The organism is Rhodopirellula sp. UH5 (assembly GCF_056839225.1).
This window is the reverse complement of the sequence record NZ_CM166390.1, coordinates 4,277,501-4,293,000: the sequence shown is the minus strand read 5'-3', so window position 1 is coordinate 4,293,000 and position 15,500 is coordinate 4,277,501. Positions and strand designations below refer to the sequence as shown.

General features: G+C 58.4%; 11 protein-coding genes. 6 read left to right on the top strand and 5 right to left on the bottom strand.

Annotated features, from left to right (window positions below; translation table 11 throughout):
* Positions 1 to 21: 21 nt before the first annotated feature.
* On the bottom strand, positions 22 to 1,014 hold the full coding sequence (locus UH5x_RS15315; RefSeq protein WP_482632912.1) for an SDR family NAD(P)-dependent oxidoreductase: 993 nt from the start codon (positions 1,012 to 1,014) through the stop codon (positions 22 to 24).
* Positions 1,015 to 1,124: 110 nt separating this feature from the next.
* Here UH5x_RS15315 and wecB point away from each other — a divergent pair, with 110 nt between their 5' ends.
* The gene (gene wecB / locus UH5x_RS15310; RefSeq protein WP_482632911.1) at positions 1,125 to 2,267 is read left to right on the top strand and encodes a non-hydrolyzing UDP-N-acetylglucosamine 2-epimerase; all 1,143 of its coding nucleotides are present in this window, start codon (positions 1,125 to 1,127) and stop codon (positions 2,265 to 2,267) included.
* Here wecB and UH5x_RS15305 read toward each other — a convergent pair.
* Positions 2,258 to 3,664 (bottom strand): hypothetical protein, encoded by a 1,407-nt coding sequence (locus UH5x_RS15305; RefSeq protein ID WP_482632910.1) that lies wholly within the window; start codon positions 3,662 to 3,664, stop codon positions 2,258 to 2,260. The genes wecB and UH5x_RS15305 overlap by 10 nt on opposite strands.
* A 206-nt stretch (positions 3,665 to 3,870) precedes the next feature.
* Positions 3,871 to 4,836 carry a DUF1559 family PulG-like putative transporter gene (locus tag UH5x_RS15300; RefSeq protein ID WP_482632909.1) on the bottom strand — a complete coding sequence of 322 codons (966 nt, stop codon included), beginning with the start codon at positions 4,834 to 4,836 and terminating at the stop codon, positions 3,871 to 3,873.
* A gap of 391 nt (positions 4,837 to 5,227) precedes the next feature.
* On the opposite strand from UH5x_RS15300, the gene UH5x_RS15295 reads away from it, so the two are divergent.
* The 4 genes from UH5x_RS15295 to UH5x_RS15280 all read left to right on the top strand — a co-directional run bounded on the left by UH5x_RS15295 (position 5,228) and on the right by UH5x_RS15280 (position 10,787).
* Positions 5,228 to 6,721, top strand: a complete 1,494-nt coding sequence (locus UH5x_RS15295) for a tetratricopeptide repeat protein (protein ID WP_482632908.1) — start codon at positions 5,228 to 5,230, stop codon at positions 6,719 to 6,721.
* Between the two features lie 35 nt (positions 6,722 to 6,756).
* Positions 6,757 to 8,988: a polysaccharide biosynthesis/export family protein gene (locus tag UH5x_RS15290; RefSeq protein ID WP_482632907.1), complete on the top strand. Its 2,232-nt coding sequence runs from the start codon at positions 6,757 to 6,759 to the stop codon at positions 8,986 to 8,988.
* An 81-nt stretch (positions 8,989 to 9,069) separates the two neighbouring features.
* Positions 9,070 to 10,353 (top strand): diaminopimelate decarboxylase, encoded by a 1,284-nt coding sequence (locus tag UH5x_RS15285; RefSeq protein WP_047812289.1) that lies wholly within the window; start codon positions 9,070 to 9,072, stop codon positions 10,351 to 10,353.
* 71 nt (positions 10,354 to 10,424) lie between these two features.
* The gene (locus tag UH5x_RS15280) at positions 10,425 to 10,787 is read left to right on the top strand and encodes a 2Fe-2S iron-sulfur cluster-binding protein (protein ID WP_047812290.1); all 363 of its coding nucleotides are present in this window, start codon (positions 10,425 to 10,427) and stop codon (positions 10,785 to 10,787) included.
* Between the two features lie 480 nt (positions 10,788 to 11,267).
* On the opposite strand, the gene UH5x_RS15275 is transcribed toward UH5x_RS15280, so the two are convergent.
* Both UH5x_RS15275 and UH5x_RS15270 read right to left on the bottom strand, forming a co-directional pair.
* Entirely contained in the window at positions 11,268 to 12,641 is a 1,374-nt protein-coding gene (locus tag UH5x_RS15275; protein ID WP_482632906.1) for a sulfatase family protein, read from the bottom strand.
* Between the two features lie 21 nt (positions 12,642 to 12,662).
* Positions 12,663 to 13,121, bottom strand: coding sequence for a hypothetical protein (locus UH5x_RS15270; protein ID WP_047812292.1), 459 nt, complete (start codon positions 13,119 to 13,121; stop codon positions 12,663 to 12,665).
* 148 nt (positions 13,122 to 13,269) lie between these two features.
* On the opposite strand from UH5x_RS15270, the gene UH5x_RS15265 reads away from it, so the two are divergent.
* Positions 13,270 to 14,619 carry a 3-keto-disaccharide hydrolase gene (locus tag UH5x_RS15265; RefSeq protein WP_482632905.1) on the top strand — a complete coding sequence of 450 codons (1,350 nt, stop codon included), beginning with the start codon at positions 13,270 to 13,272 and terminating at the stop codon, positions 14,617 to 14,619.
* Positions 14,620 to 15,500: the final 881 nt, after the last annotated feature.

The following is a 15,500-nucleotide window of genomic DNA, read 5'->3' as shown; positions in this document are numbered from 1 at the left end:
TGCTCAAGACGCGGCGGAATCCTACGGCAGTTCGAGTTCGCCCGACCAAGGCTGGTTGTCGCGGTACCAATCGACGGATGCGGCCAGTCCCTCGTCCAGTTCCACTTTCGGTGTCCAGCCGATCAATTCCTTTGCCTTGCTGATGTCGGCAGAGGTGGTTTTGACATCGGCTTTGTGGAACGTCTTGTGTTCGACCTTGGCTTTCTTGCCCAGCAAGTTTTCGAGTCGACCGATGATGTCGTTCAAAGAGACTGGGGTTCCGCCGCCGCCCAAGTTGATGACTTCGTATCCAACGGGCTGCAGTGCCGCGATCGTTCCGGCGGCGATGTCGGAAACATAGGTGAAATCGCGAGATTGTTCGCCATCACCAAACAATTCGATCGGCGTGCCTTCGTCGATCCATTTGATGAATCGGAAGATGCACATGTCGGGACGTCCCGCGGGACCGTAGACGGTGAAGTAGCGGCAAACCGAGACGTCGATGTCGTACAAATGATGGTACGAGTAAGCCATCGCTTCGGCGGCTTTCTTGCTGGCCGCGTAAGGCGAGATTGGCGTGTTGACGGACAGCGTTTCGACAAACGGCATCGGTTGACCGGCGTACAAAGACGAAGTCGACGCGAGCACATACTTCTTCACGCCGACGCGCCGCATTTGGTCGAGCAGGTTGAGGCTGCCCATCGCGTTGGTCGTCATGTAGACGTGCGGGTTTTCCATGCTGTATCGGACACCAGCACGAGCGGCCAAGTTCAGCACCGCATCGAATGAATTTTCGTCGAAGAGTTTCTGCAGCGTCGATGAGTCTTCGATGTCGCCCCGCACAAACGTGAACGCGTCGCCTTGCGAGGTCAGTTTCTCCAATCGGTGCTCTTTCAACCGCACGTCGTAGTAGTCGTTGACGTTGTCGATGCCGACCACGCGGTGACCGGCCGCCAGCAACTGCGAGGCGACTTCGTTGGCGATGAAACCAGCGCATCCGGTAACCAGGTACGTTTTGGACGACGAATCGGGCATCAGTTCGTGGCTCTCGGTTCGGGGTTGTGGAAAGTTCGCTGGGGTTCGGCGAGGTTCAAACTATAGTGGGCGGCCAGTTCCTCCATCCGATTTGCCACGCAGTCTAGTCAATGAAACGTCCTAAAATAGCCGTCTTCTTTGGAACCCGTCCCGAAGCGATCAAGGTCGCGCCGGTGATCAAAAGACTCGCGACGGATGACCGATTCGAATTGCTGTCGGTTTCCACGGGCCAGCACCGCGAAATGCTGGACCAAGTGATCGATATTTTCGATTTGCCGGTGCACCATGATTTGGGGGTGATGACGCCCGGGCAAACTCTGGCCGGCCTGTCCTCGAAATTGATCGCGTCGATCGATCAAATTCTCGAAGCCGAGCAACCTGATTTCGCTCTTGTTCAAGGCGATACAACCACGGTTCTGATGGCCTCGCTGGCATGCTTCTATCGCCGCATTCCAACCGGTCACATCGAAGCCGGTCTGCGAACGGGCAACCTGGCCAGTCCCTTCCCGGAAGAAGCCAATCGGGTGCTGGCCAGTCCCATCAGCACGTTGCACTTTGCCCCGACCTCGGTCAGCGAAGCGAACTTGCTGCGAGAACGCATCGATCCCGCGAAGATCTTTGTGACGGGGAACACGGTGATCGATGCGTTGCACCTGGAGGTTCAACAACAATCCAATCCCGATGTCGCAGCGAAGATCGATGAAGAACTGGGGGCGGTTCTGCCGAGCGATTGGCGCGACAAACGGTTTGTGTTGATCACCGGCCATCGCCGCGAAAATTTTGGTGGTGGCTTCGATGAAATCTGCGGCGCGATTTCAGAATTGGCCGAGCGATTCCCGGACGTTCGATTTGTGTACCCGGTTCACTTGAATCCGAATGTCTCCGGTCCTGTCCAAAAGGCATTGGGTCAGTTCGACAACGTGTTGTTGTTGCCGCCGCAGTCGTATCGTCCGTTTGTGGCTTTGATGCAGGCCTGCGAGTTGGTTCTGACTGACTCGGGCGGCGTGCAAGAGGAAGCACCTGGGCTGGGCAAGCCCGTGTTGGTGATGCGCGACACGACCGAACGTCCCGAAGGCGTGGACGCAGGCACGGTTCGCTTGGTTGGTCCGGTGCGGCAGAATATCGTCGATGGTGTCAGTGAGTTGCTCCGCGACCGCCAATCCTATGACAAGATGGCGAGAGCCTCCAACCCTTACGGTGATGGCACCGCGTCGGAAAGAATCTTGGATGCGATCGCGCAGCACTACTGCTGAAGGGCTTGGGCAAGCTCGGTTTCATAAGCCCGGATCATTTGTTTGTAGTCTGCCAGAATCTTCTCGGGCACATCCACTTCTGCGGCATCATCGACCAATGCCGCGACGACGTTGCTCACCGTGCTGGCGTTGATCTGTCGCTCGGTCAGCAAAACGGTTTGATCCGAACCGATCACCGCCGCGCTGCCGGGCCTCAGTCGCAACAACCCAAAGACATCGTCCAGGGCGTTCGCGTCCAGCACGGTGACGGCACCGGACCACGCCGACGCCAATTCTCGGCGAAAACCAGCGTCCTCGGTTGCCACGACCCAGCGAACCCGAGACAGATTGGATTGACGTGACTGGGTGATCGCGGCGGCAATCCAGCGTGGTTCAGTGGCGGAGACCGCTTCGTCTTGCGATAACCGGAACAGCACCACTTCGGATGCCGTGCCATCAACACGCAGCGTCCGCATCGCATCGTTCGGCAAGCGTCGGCCCAGGATGCTGGATGGGGGCGGCGGAGGAACGGGCACAAAACGCGAAACACGTTGAGGCGTGAACGGCGGTTGGAAATCGAAACGAGAGGAGTCTTCCTCGTCTGACGGGGGAGCAAACTCTGCTCTCCTGAATTCGAGGGTCAGCGAACTCTGCCTCGCATCCAAGCCTTCGATCAGCGGGAGCGGCAACTCCACACGCCGAATCACACTGACCGTGGGATCGACCCAGAAGACGTAGGACTTGCCTTCGGTTTCGGCCGCGATGCGTCGCATCTTTTGTCCCGCGAAGTTCGCGTCGGGCAACCACTTCAGCTCCGCGGTGGGTTCGAAGATTCCGGACATCGGATCGCCAGCGAACAGCCACTCCAGTTGTGGTGGTGGACCAGCCAAGCCTGCCGACAACTTGGACCGCAGGACTTCATCCGCTAGCACGCGATCCAGGTCCAAGCGTTGGTTCTCGGGCTGCTGCCAGGAATCCACCAGCATTTGCGAATCGAAGTGGCGTGTTTCGGGTTCATCGAACCACGCATTCAATTCGACCTGATTGGATTGCAACGTCGAGTTGGCACGCAGGCGAACCGAGTAGGCTTGCACGTCCAATTGCTTGCCAGTCCAACGCACGCGGAACGGCGCTCGCTGTTCTTGCCTTCCGCCTGAAAACAGCTCGGCTGACGCGTCCGCCATTGGGACCACCCGCAACACGACTTCGCTGGTGTCTTGGTAGTACGAGCTGCCGCGATAGCGAGCGAAGATTTGTCGCAGCCGGTCGCGTGGTTCTCCCCGAGCAATCACAAATTGTTGGGGCGTGGAGGCGGCTTCGTCCGTGGAGGAGGGCGACGGGGAACACCCGGCGGTCCATGCAGTGACCCCGGCGATGATGCCGCACGCAAAGATCCATTTCGCGAACTGTTGAGTCAAACCGTCACGCTTTCGTGTCGCTGAGTGAATCCATTCGAACGGCTTTGCACAGCAGCCGCTTCTCAGCCGCGGATCGGCCACACTTTCGGCAGATGAATTCCGCCGACCGAATTTGTTCCGCCAGCAAGGGCAGGGCGTGCGCGAGGGTGGATTTGTCCCATTTGCAAATCGACTTTTTGGGCAGTTTCGATTGAGTCAAACTGAGATCAGTGTTCGTAAGTTGGGATTTCGCGACCGTCGATGGAGGCGGCCGCGCGGTGAATGTTGATGTCTTGAGTGTACGTCAACATTTTCACCGATCCATCCACCATCGCCGCATTCCAGCCATGCGGGTGGGCACTGCCAAAGTCATGGCAGGCCAAACAGTTGTCCGGTTGATCCAGTCCCGGTTGGCGGGCACCGAACCGAACGTAGGAATGAGTGGTCGTCGGAATTCCGGTGTATCCGGCCAAGGGAGCTCGGTCGCCGTAGCAGTCTCCCGTCGTGTATTTCAGCGAATCCATGGCCTTTTCCCCGACCAAATACGTGTGGCTCAGGCCGTCAAACACCCGAGACAACCGCGTGCGGCCGCCGAGTCGCCAGACGCCGTCACGCTGACTCTCAATGATGCGGTCGTCCACTTCATTGACGGTCGCGGAACCTCCGCACATGGCGTAGTCGGTTCGTCCACCGGTTTCGCCATAACGGCTCAAATAGGGTTCCAGCAGCGGGTAGGCGTCGGCATCTCGCCGGGTCGGGCAGTGAAACGTTGAGACCGACGACTGAACATGTTGCTGGACCCGGTCAGTCGGCATGATCATCGAAGCGGCTCCGATTTGAGCCAATGGGGGTGCCAAGTCCGCTTGTTCCATCAGCGCCATCGCTTGGACCATCCAATTGCCGCCGTTGAATCGAGGGTCGGGCTGCCGACGATTATCGAAATCGACCAGGTACGGCGGGACCTCGCCGGAGTAGCCTGGCAGGTCGCGAAAAATCGATTCGTAGTTTTGGCTGGCCAAGGCGATTTGTCGAATTCGATTGCGACACTTGGTCTGGCGTGCCGCCTCGCGAACGCTTTGAACCGCTGGCAGCAGAAGTGCGATCAGGACGCCAATGATGGCGATGACGACCAGCAATTCCACCAACGTGAATCCATGCCGTTTCACTGCTTCTTGCTCCGTCCTCACGGTCAAACCTCGATCACAGGGATGATTTGCGAGCCAATTGTCGAACTCGGTGGAACCAGCTTTGAGCAATCGTGGGGAAGATCAAAGGCTTCAAAAATCATCCCCGCCAGGAACGGGCTTCGATTGGTTCCTCTTTTTTCGGAGCCAGCATCCTGCAGAGTCCGCCAGGTCCGGATATGCCGGTTGTGCGAATTTGCCCCCGGGTAACGGTCACGCGTGTTCGACCTGTTGATTCCACCCCGTGGTCACCGCTCGGTGTGCAGAAGATCCCGCGGACTCGTCGATACGCCGGATAGCTGGTCACCGTCGCCTGACTTTCGTGCATCGCAGGATGCCGAATTTCGATCTTCGAAGCGACACGTCTGGCACGGTTCGCAAGGACCGTGGGGATTCAAGGATGAACACCCCTCCGAAACACGCTGGGACTGCGATGGATCGCAACATGAAACCACGAATGCAGGCAGATCAGAACCACGTTGATCGATTCCGCAAGGATCGATCTCGTCGTGGTTTGCTGGTCCGACGTGTTTCGTTGGCAATCTTGATCGCATCGGTGAGCGTGTCGGCACAGGCAGGGGACGGCTCGACGTCTGGCCGAGTCTGGCAACCGCGACCGCTGGCATTGCCACCCACCTCCGCGACGGCTCCTGCCTGGAAACCACCGACGCCCCAGCCCACCGTGGTGGCGCCCTCGCCGCCACCCGTCACGATCATCATGACGGCCCCGGCACCACCCGCGGAAGAGCCACCAGCGATCACGCGGCGCCGCCAAGCCAACCGGGGCGGCAGTGCAACTGCTTCGCTGGGTCGATCGCAACAAACGTTCTCTCGACCGATGCCCGCTTCGGACCCAATCAACCATCACGCTCGGACAGCAGAACTGGCTCAGTCCGCGGTCGATCAGCTTCGCAGTGCCCACTTCGCTGCTCGGCGAGGTGCGTTCCATTCGGCGAAAGAATCCGCAACGCAGACACTTCGGATCATTGCTTCCCTGCGAGATTCGCAAATGGGAGGCAACCTGCACACGTCTCAGCTCAACGAAGCGATCACTGCCATTCGTGAGTCGACCGATTTCACCGGACGTTATGGACCGGTCGACCAAGCCGCCCTGCAGCGATTGGTGGACGTGCACAAGACGCCGGCGCTGCACGGTGTGAACACATCCTCGTTGACCGCCGAACGCGCGATCGAGGCTTACCTCAACCACGCACGGCAGCGTTGGGTCGAGGCCACCGTGGGCGGACCGCTTGCGGCCGAAGCGACCCTGATTCTGGCGGACTTGGAAGCCGCAACGCTGACCCCGCAATCGTCGGATTTGACTGAGTCTCGCTCGCGTTTGCATGCCTCGGAACTGGCGTTGATGTATCGGCGTGCGGCGGTTGAAATTGGTCCCGACAATCCACAAGCCACGGCGGAGCTCGGGCGCAACTTGCTCCGTCGATCGATGCCCGCGATCGCCAAGGAGTTGTTGTTGTTGAGTGTGCAGCAGAAACCAACGCGACAAAGCGTCGAGGATTTGATGCGAGCGGCAAGCCAATCCGGCGACGCCCAGTTGGCCGCGGAATGCCAGCAGCAACTCGCGTCAACGAACCTGCCCAGCGAACTGCCCATTCAAGTTTTGTCGCCGACACAATTCTCGAAAACGAACCAGCAGTTTGCGGCGGCGAATTCAACCCCCACTCACTTACTCAGCAGTCAAGCTAGCGCGAGGGCAGGTCAGTCGGCTTACCCGCAAACGGCGTCTCGTCCAACCTCGCGGAACTCGGTCGGCCAAGGTCACTTGATCGTGCCAGCACAAAACGGTCGTTCGGTGCAATCGCGAATGGTTGATCCGTCGATGCCCGCCGCTCCCGCTCGTTCGACAACGCCCCGCAGCGGTCTGTTTTGGTAATGCAAGCCAACGCCCTCACCGTCCACCTGATTTCGATGGATCGTCCCATGAAACCAACTCGTCTTCGATCGGCGTTTCGTCGCGTTTGCCTGGCAACCGGACTGTTGTTGCCATTGGTCTTCGTGGGGGCCTCGTCCGCGCAGGAATTGGTCGCGCCGGGACAAGCGACGCCCGAAACCAACCCGCGTCCGACGGTGCTGGGGAGCAACACCGGCACGTTGCCCACCCCGTCGTTCGACATGGACAACCTGCCTGACAGTCCGCCGGTCAATGAAGATGAACTGCTGGAGGTCAACTCGCTGCGGGATTATCGGCAGCGTTTGGAAGAGCACAACTTGCGGGCCGAGCAAGCCAAGCTGGAAGCTCGTGCACGTTTCGAATCACGCTCTCGCGATTTGATTCCCGGGCTGCCGTCCCAACCCGCCCCGCCGGAACCGACCGCGACACGCAATGACACGTTGCCGGAGGCGGTCCCCGCGCCCTCACCGGCCCAAACCTTGGCTCCGCCACCCGTGCCGCCTGCAGCGAAGGTTCCAACACCGAAGCTGCCATCAGCCCAGCAAGCAACGGACAAAGAGAAGCTGCTGGAACTGCCGCCACCACTGCGTCCTCGTCAGCCTCAAGCGGACCGAGCGGTTCCCCCACGCCCACAGCGATTGGGCGGCAGTGCACCGGCAACCAGCCAGGATGAATTGCCGGAGTTTCGTCCTGTTCCAACTCGCAATCGGCTTCAGCCATCGGAACGAACCGAGCCGACAGCGCCCAGCGATCCTTCCAAGCGTCTCGAAGCGTTGATGGAAGAGGACACCGCGGTGGAATCGTCCAGCGATCTGGAAGCCCCGCGGAAGTCACCCGCGCCGGAGGCTCGTTCGACTCGGCCTGTCGCTCCGCCGACGCCTCCCGTGAAACGCACAGAAGGAAGTCAACCAAAGCGTGAGCCGGAGCCGAGGGAGCCTGCAACGGAACCGGAACCTCGTTCGCGGTCGGTGATCGACACCGAGGCAATTGACTCGAAGCAATTTTCGACAAACTCAAGCCGCAGTGGATCCGCTCCAGTTCGCAACATGGGCACGCCTTCGTGGCCGGACTTGATGCAGGACGAAGTCACGCGTTGGCCCTTGCCCGCGTCGTTTGCGTCGCACGGCGGAGGCCCCTTGTCGGGACATCCCAGTGCAGTCACCTGCTCGACGTGTGGTGGGTGCGTTGATCGCAATGGAGTTGGCGTCGAACGTCTGAGCAAGACCATTGGGCTTGGCACTGGAACCCATCCTGCCTGTCAGTGCTGGCGTTGTCCTCAAAGCATGCCATTCAATGTGGATGGACCCGGCAACTATCTCGGACCGGCACGCAGCACGCCGGTGCACGAGTATCGATTGCGTAGCGGCGACCAAGTTCAGTTGACGTTCTTGATCAAAACCGTTCGTTCAGTGGGTGCTTATCGTTTGGTTGTCGGTGACGAACTGCTGATCGAATCGGAAGCGGATGAAAAGCTGACCCGTGGAACGCTGGAACGTGGATTGGAAATCCAACCCGATGGAACGATCACGCTGCGGTTCATCGGTCAGATTCACGCTGCCGGACAAACCATCGATCAGCTTCGTGAATTGCTCAATGAACGCTACGAGGAGTACTACCCTGATCCGTCGATCGATGTGACTCCGGTCGCAACCGGCAACATCGCGCGACAAATTCGGGAAGCCATCAGCGGCTCCGAAGGGTTCAACCCTCAGCAAACCGTGCAAACGATCACGCCCGAGGGAACGCTCCGCTTGCCTCGGCTGGGAGCGGTGCCGGCGCAAGGTCTGACGCTGAGCGAACTGAAGCGTGAAATCATCCTGCGATACGATTCGATGTCGGCTGGTTTGGACGTGGAAGTCGTTTTGGAACAACAGGCTCCCCATTACGTGTATGTCCTTGGCGAAGTCACCACACCGGGCCGATTCGAGATCGATGCACCGACGACCGTGCTCGGTGGAATCGCCTTGGGTGGCGGGTACGTGCCAGGGGCAAACCTGCGTCAGGTCGTGATTTTCCGTCGCGGTCCGAACTGGGAATTGCTGTCCACAATGCTGGACCTGCGTGGTGCGATGATGGGCAAGGACTCTCGCCCCGTCGACGAGATTTGGTTGCAAGATGGCGACGTGGTCATCGTCCCCCCCAGCCCGATTCGGTTGTTTGATCGCTTCGTCAGCCAAGTTTTCACCGAGGGCGTCTACGGGATCGTGCCCTTCAGCGGGTTTGGGTTCTCGTTTGGAGATGGGAACTGATCGGTTTTCGAAAGTTGCTCCGGCGACTATTCTTTCGGGTACTCCACTCGGAACACCTTCAACCGATTCCTGAGCCCACAGATGCATTACCAACCATTGCCGTTCGATCGCGAATTGATCGACCGAATCATCGAAGAAAACCCCACGCCATTTGTCCTGTATCACGAAGACGGGATTCGTGCACGGGCTCGCGAATTGACCGATGCGTTCGCCTGGAACGAAGGTTTTCAGCAGTATTTTGCTGTCAAAGCCACCCCGAACCCGCACATTGTCGCGATGATGGCCGAGGAAGGTGGCGGGGCCGATTGCAGCAGCGTGGCCGAGCTGATCACCTGCGAGCGTCTGGGCATCACCGGCCAAGACGTGATGTTCACGTCCAACAACACCACGATGGATGAGTTCGAGATCGCCAACAAGCTCGGCGCGATCATCAATCTCGACACCCCGCATCACATCGACCAAATCGCTCAATTGAGCCCCTTGCCGGAAATGGTTTCCTTCCGATTCAATCCGGGGCCAGAACGCCAAGGCAATGTGATCATCGGTGATCCCAAAGAAGCCAAGTTCGGCAGCACCCGCGAACAACTCATCGACGGGTACCGTCGCTGTGCCGAGCTCGGCATTTCGCGATTTGGGTTGCACGCGATGGTGGTCAGCAACGAACTGAATATCGAAGCGTTGTTGCAAACCGCTGAGATGTTGTTTGAACTCGCCGCTGAGATTCATCGCGAAACCGGCATCTCGGTTGAGTGCATCAACCTGGGTGGCGGAATCGGGGTGCCTTACCAGCCCGGCCAAGAACCCGTTGATCTGCCCGCCTTCGGGGATGGTGTTCGTAAACTGTATGAGTCAATCTTGGTTCCCGCCGGAATCGCTCCGGTGCGAATCCTGATGGAAAACGGTCGTGCGATGACTGGGCCGTTTGGCTATCTGATCACGAAGGTCATCAATCAAAAATCGTCCTACAAAGACTACGTCGGCGTGGACGCTTGCATGAGCAATTTGATGCGTCCGGGCATGTACGGGGCGTACCATTACATCACTGTGATGGGCAAGGAAGACCAGCCCGCTGATCGCACTGTGGATGTGGTCGGATCGCTCTGTGAGAACAACGATAAATTCGCCATCGATCGCAAGCTGCCTGCCACCGAAGTCGGTGACATCGCGGTCATCCACGATGCCGGTGCCCACGGCCACAGCATGGGATTTCAGTACAACGGTCGTCTTCGGTCCGCTGAGATCGTGTTCAACGACGCGGGTGAGTTTCGTGCGATTCGTCGCGCCGAGAACTTCGATGACTACTTCTGCACGGTGGACTTTGATTCCGTCAAAGTCGATCGTAAGCAGTCTGCCACCGTTGGCTAACCAACTCTTCGTCCGCCAGGCTTTCGAGCCCATCGACTGATTTCACCACCACCATTTCCGATTGAGACTCCATGCCCAAACTGACTGTCGAAAACGTTGGCACCTTTGATGTCCCTGCTGGCAAACGATTGATCAAAGCCTTGGTCGAAGAAGCGGGCACGGACCAATTGCACGCCTGCGGTGGCGTTTCCCGGTGCACCACGTGCCGGGTGGAATTCGTGGAAGGGGAACCGGAGCAGATCACAGCGGCGGAAAAAGAAACTCTTCGCGTTCGCGAAGTGACCGAACCCGGTGTTCGTCTCAGTTGCCAGATCAACTGCGATCAGGACATGACCGTTCGGGTGATCAGCCGGCTCGAAGGCAGCGGTCGCAAAGACCAAGGCGGCGCGGTCGCCGACGAGATCGAGCCCGCCCCCGAGTGGACCACGAAGTAGTTCACTGAAAAGTGGGGTAGGCTCGCGAAGCAGGTGCGCAGGCGCCTTCGGGTGTGTGAGCCGTTTGGCGTTAGCCACGGTTCCATCGCACAACCGGGGCGATCGCTGGACCGCGAAATGTTTTCTGTTGTAGAGCGTATTCGTTTGCGCAAGTTTTCATCCCGGTAGGGATGTCAGATGGTAGCCGTCGGTAAGCGACAGCGCCACCGACGGACATGCAACCCGCGTCGCCACTCTCCATCCCGCCGTGGCCATCGGCCACGGCGGGATGGAGAGTTTTTTGGGTGGCTCAGTTTCCGGGGGTACGCTGCTACGCAGCAACCCCCGGCTACCATCTGAAATCCCTACCGGGATGAAGAACCAGAGGAGCCGGAAGAAAAATTGCATTCGTTATCGGAACGGCAATAGCAAACATTCAGCAGCCCAGGCGAACGCCCAAACGGCTCACATGGTGATGCCCGATCATTCCTGCCGACCAGCTTAGCGAGCCTGCGGCGGGATGATGTTGGCGAAGGAGTCGATCTTGGCTTGTAGCTTGCTTCGGATCGCCTTTTGATCGTCGGTCAAGGATTGCAGCGGCGACTGTTCGGTGCGATCCATCTCGACATCGAAGAACGATCCATCGCCATACAATTTGTAGCGTTGATTGCGAGCGAATTCGCGAGCCTTCTTGGGACGTCCGTTTCGTTCGTACCACATGAACATCGACTCACGGCCCTGGCCCTCGATGCCACGCAACACCGGCAGGAAACTTTGGCCATCGAGGGACAGTTTCGCTGGGATCTCAGCCGCACCAGCATCACACATCGTCGGCAAAAAATCGCTGAAGTCGATGATTTGCGATGTCACGCGTCCCGGCTGAATCACGCCCGGCCACGTGGCAATGCAGGTCACGTGGTTGCCCGCGTCGACCATCTCGCCTTTGGCACCGACGACCTCACCAAACCGAGTCTGAGTGACGATCGGTTTGTCGGTGCCGTTGTCTCCAGTGAAGATCAACACCGTGTTTTCGCGAATGCCGAGTTCACCCAGTTTTTGATCGATCCGGCCGACGATCGTGTCCACGTAAGCCACCATGTCGCCGAAGTATTTCGGTTGGCCTTTGTAGGTCTTGGAGCCGTGTGAAGAGAGGTCCCAATCATCTGATTCAGGCGTGGGGCAAAACGGGCAGTGCACCAAAGCCATGGGGTAGTAAGCCAGAAACGGCTGGTCGCGATTTGTTTCCATGAAATCGCAGAGGAAGTCGGCGAACAAGTCGGAAGAAAACTCGCCTTCGTTGTAATTCTCTTCCGTTCCATTTCGTTCGAGTCGCGGGTTGGGATAGCGCGTGTCCCGTTTTTGGTTGTCCACTCGTCCGCGAGTGTGCTGCCACAACAGTGACTCTTCGAACCCAAAGTGCTGGGGGGAATCCAGTTCGCTTCCCAGTTGCCACTTGCCTGCGATGCAGGTTCGATAACCGGCGGACTTCAACAGGTGAGCAAACGTGGTTTGTTTTCGGTCGAGCGTTCCAAACTTCACGTAGTTTCGCTTGTTGGTCATGCCGGTCATCAGCTTGACTCGCGACGGCGTGCAGATGGGTTGCGAGTAACAATGTTCGAACCGCAAACCTTGGCTGGCGATCCGGTCGATGTTGGGCGTTTGATAGTCGAGCGAACCGTTGGCACCGATGCATTCAAACCCCATGTCATCGGCCATGATCAGCACGATGTTGGGGCGGTCGCTTGATCGTGGTGGACGGGGTTCCTCGGCCGAAGTTGTGCCCGTGGTGAAGACTAGTGAGCAGGCCCAGACGGCAAGCGTGGACCACGGCGTTCGTTTGAGCATCCTGTTTCGCAGATCAGTGTTTGGGCTCATCGGTTCCAGCTCGGTTGAAGGTCACTTGCTTCGAAAGATTCGCATCACACCCGTCAAAAGTGCCAGTGCGCCGAGTGCCGGTGCGATGGCCAGGATCAGCCTCGGCTGAGCGGCGACCACGACGATGCCAATCACGCCGGCGACCGCCAGTCCAGGTGGCAACCATCGAGCAGGCCGTTTGAGCGAGTCCCAGGCCAACCACAAGGCGCCCAGGACCAACCCGACTCGCAGCAGGGCGGCAGCCACGAAGGCGTGGGTCGAAGCCGATCCCAGCGTTTCTTCGCCGATGCCTGCGAAATAGAACGCTCCCCCCAGACAGAGCATGGTCGCCGAGAGGATTCCGATGACATTTCGCCGCCACGAACGCTCGGGTGTCGAAGCGGAAGTGTCCACCGGTTCACGTTTTTTCCCGCTCTCTTCACGCGAAGTTTCCACCGCTGCGGCGATTATCTTCAGTGCAATGCGTGAATAGTTTGGCATGGCCACCCTGGGCGGGAATCTCGGAGGAAAGCAATTCCTGGAGTATACTGAGAATCCGCTGAAGGTGCCCCGGCAATCCGCTGATCGTGCCCCGGCATCCTCCCCGTTCACCATGAACTTGCTTCCCCCCCATCCAACAATCCATCGAATGATGAAATCATCCTGGCTCACGTCCCTCCGTCGTGCCCGTCCCAAGTCATGGGCGATCGCTTCCCTGATCTGCGCCGGCGCCTGCTGTGGTCATCTCGCCACTGCCGACGATGCACCAAAACAACCGGCGCCAGTGGAGACCGAAACGCAAGCTCCGGCGACCGAAATGCAGCCGCTCTTCGACGGCAAATCGCTCAGTGGATGGACCAACCCTTATGAATGGGGCAAGACCGAAGTGGTCGATGGTGAAATCCATCTGACCGCCGACAAAAAGTTCTTTTTGGTGACCGAGAAGGTATTCCACGACTACGAATTTGAGGGCGAGGTCAAGCTTCCCGAAGGCCAATCCAACAGCGGCTTCATGGCTCGTGGGCAGGTCAAGCCGAACGAAGTCTTTGGCTACCAATCCGAAGCCGATCCCACCGATCGTCGTTGGTCGGGCGGATTGTACGATGAGCGTCGCCGGCAGTGGCTCAATCCATTGTGGGAGCAACCCGAAGCCCAAGCCGCGTTCGATCGCGATCGCTGGAACCGCTATCGAATCCGCTGCGTCGGCAATCACTTGCAGTTCTTCGTCAACGATGTCCCCACCACCGACTACTTCGATCCCGTTGATCTGAGCGGCCGAATCGGGCTGCAGCACCACGGCGAAAAAGGCCAGACCTATCGGTTCCGCAACCTGAAGGTGCGCAACCTGGGTAGCCACGAGTGGAAGCCTTTGTTCGATGGCAAATCGTTGGACGGATGGGAAACCGTTGGCGGTGGCACCTGGACGGTCGTCGATGGCATCTTGCAAGGCCGCGCCAGCAGTGAAGCCAACGAACCCAATGGCATGCTGTACAGCAAGCACCCGATGACCGATGGAACCTATCGCATTGAATATCGATTCAAAAAGGGCGACAGCGGATTCTTTGTTCGCAGTGAGATCACTGAGAACAAACCGTTCGTCAAAGGTGTTCAGTGCGAGATCGACAACTCCGATGAAGTTGGCGGTCTGTACCAAACGGGCGGAGCAGGGTGGTTGGTTCGTCCGCTGCACTACCTTGAATCGGGGTTCCCTCAAGACCGTCATGCCGTTGTCAATCGACACTGGAAACAAGCCCGTGAAGGTTTGCAACTCGACAAGAAACCAGTGGTCTCGGACGACGATGAAACGCCTTGGAACATGATGACCGTCAGCGTTCATGGCAAACGCATCGTCGTGCATTTGAACGATTGTCTGGCCGTTGATCACGTCGTCGAAGACTTGGCAGATGCCGGAGTGATCGCCTTGCAATTGCATGGCAACCAAGACCTCGAAGTCGACTTCCGCAAAGTCGAAATGCTGGTCCCAACCAGCGAAGAGTAGAGCGAGGGTTCCAGGACGGTTCGCGACCCCCGGCTACCCTCTTTCACCGGAGGTCGTGCAGTTTTCTGGTGCTGGGTTTTGGCGGGTTTCTGCAGCAACCACCCATCACAACCCGACGCGTGAGCGAGGGACGCCCCCAACTCCCACGACGGCCCCATCCGGGGCGACCGTTTGTTTTCCGGCATCGGTCTCTCGGGGCTTCCGCCCCGAGCGAAGCATGACGGCCCCATCCGGGGCGATCCCCAGACGCCCGCCACCATTTATTTTTCGAACGTTCCAAGGGAGGGTGATCATAAACGCTTGGCAACACGGTACTTGAAAACTGCACGACCTCACCGCTCGGGAGGGCGAGCGGTGAACTCATCGCGTAGCCCTTCCCCTCGCTCAGAGGTTGTGCCGATTTCTGATACCGCGTTTCGGCGGATTTTCACATGTCGTGCCTCCCCCGGAAATCTCGCTGAACGCATGTAGGATGGGCACTCTTGCCTTTTTGTACCCCACATCTTCTGGGAGCCGTTTGCGTTGTAAATGCAGGCGTTTTGAAGCCAAACATCCCTTGCCCAAGAACCATTAAGCAGGTACGCAGGTGTCATCGGGTATGTGAGCCGTTGGCGTTAGCCACGGTTTTCACGCACAACCGGGGCTAACGCCCAAACGGCTCACATGATTGTGCTTGATCATTCCTGCCGACCTGCTTCGTGTTCGATCAGCGGAGATTAGTGTTCCCTTGGCCGCTCTGGCGGAACACTAATCCACTCTGATCGGACACTAATCTTTGGTGTTTCGAGATGTGGGGTATAAAAAGGCACTCTTGCTCGTCCAAGTTGCGGATGTCGGCCAAGAGTGGCCAACCTACAGCGAAATCGACAAGCCCGCTGCGT

Coding starts and splice junctions, on each gene's coding strand:
- UH5x_RS15315 (WP_482632912.1), bottom strand. CDS start 1,014: ATGCCCGATTCGTCGTCCAAAACGTACCTGGTTACCGGATGCGCTGGT.
- wecB (WP_482632911.1), top strand. CDS start 1,125: ATGAAACGTCCTAAAATAGCCGTCTTCTTTGGAACCCGTCCCGAAGCG.
- UH5x_RS15295 (WP_482632908.1), top strand. CDS start 5,228: ATGAACACCCCTCCGAAACACGCTGGGACTGCGATGGATCGCAACATG.
- UH5x_RS15290 (WP_482632907.1), top strand. CDS start 6,757: ATGGATCGTCCCATGAAACCAACTCGTCTTCGATCGGCGTTTCGTCGC.
- UH5x_RS15285 (WP_047812289.1), top strand. CDS start 9,070: ATGCATTACCAACCATTGCCGTTCGATCGCGAATTGATCGACCGAATC.
- UH5x_RS15280 (WP_047812290.1), top strand. CDS start 10,425: ATGCCCAAACTGACTGTCGAAAACGTTGGCACCTTTGATGTCCCTGCT.
- UH5x_RS15275 (WP_482632906.1), bottom strand. CDS start 12,641: ATGAGCCCAAACACTGATCTGCGAAACAGGATGCTCAAACGAACGCCG.
- UH5x_RS15270 (WP_047812292.1), bottom strand. CDS start 13,121: ATGCCAAACTATTCACGCATTGCACTGAAGATAATCGCCGCAGCGGTG.
- UH5x_RS15265 (WP_482632905.1), top strand. CDS start 13,270: ATGATGAAATCATCCTGGCTCACGTCCCTCCGTCGTGCCCGTCCCAAG.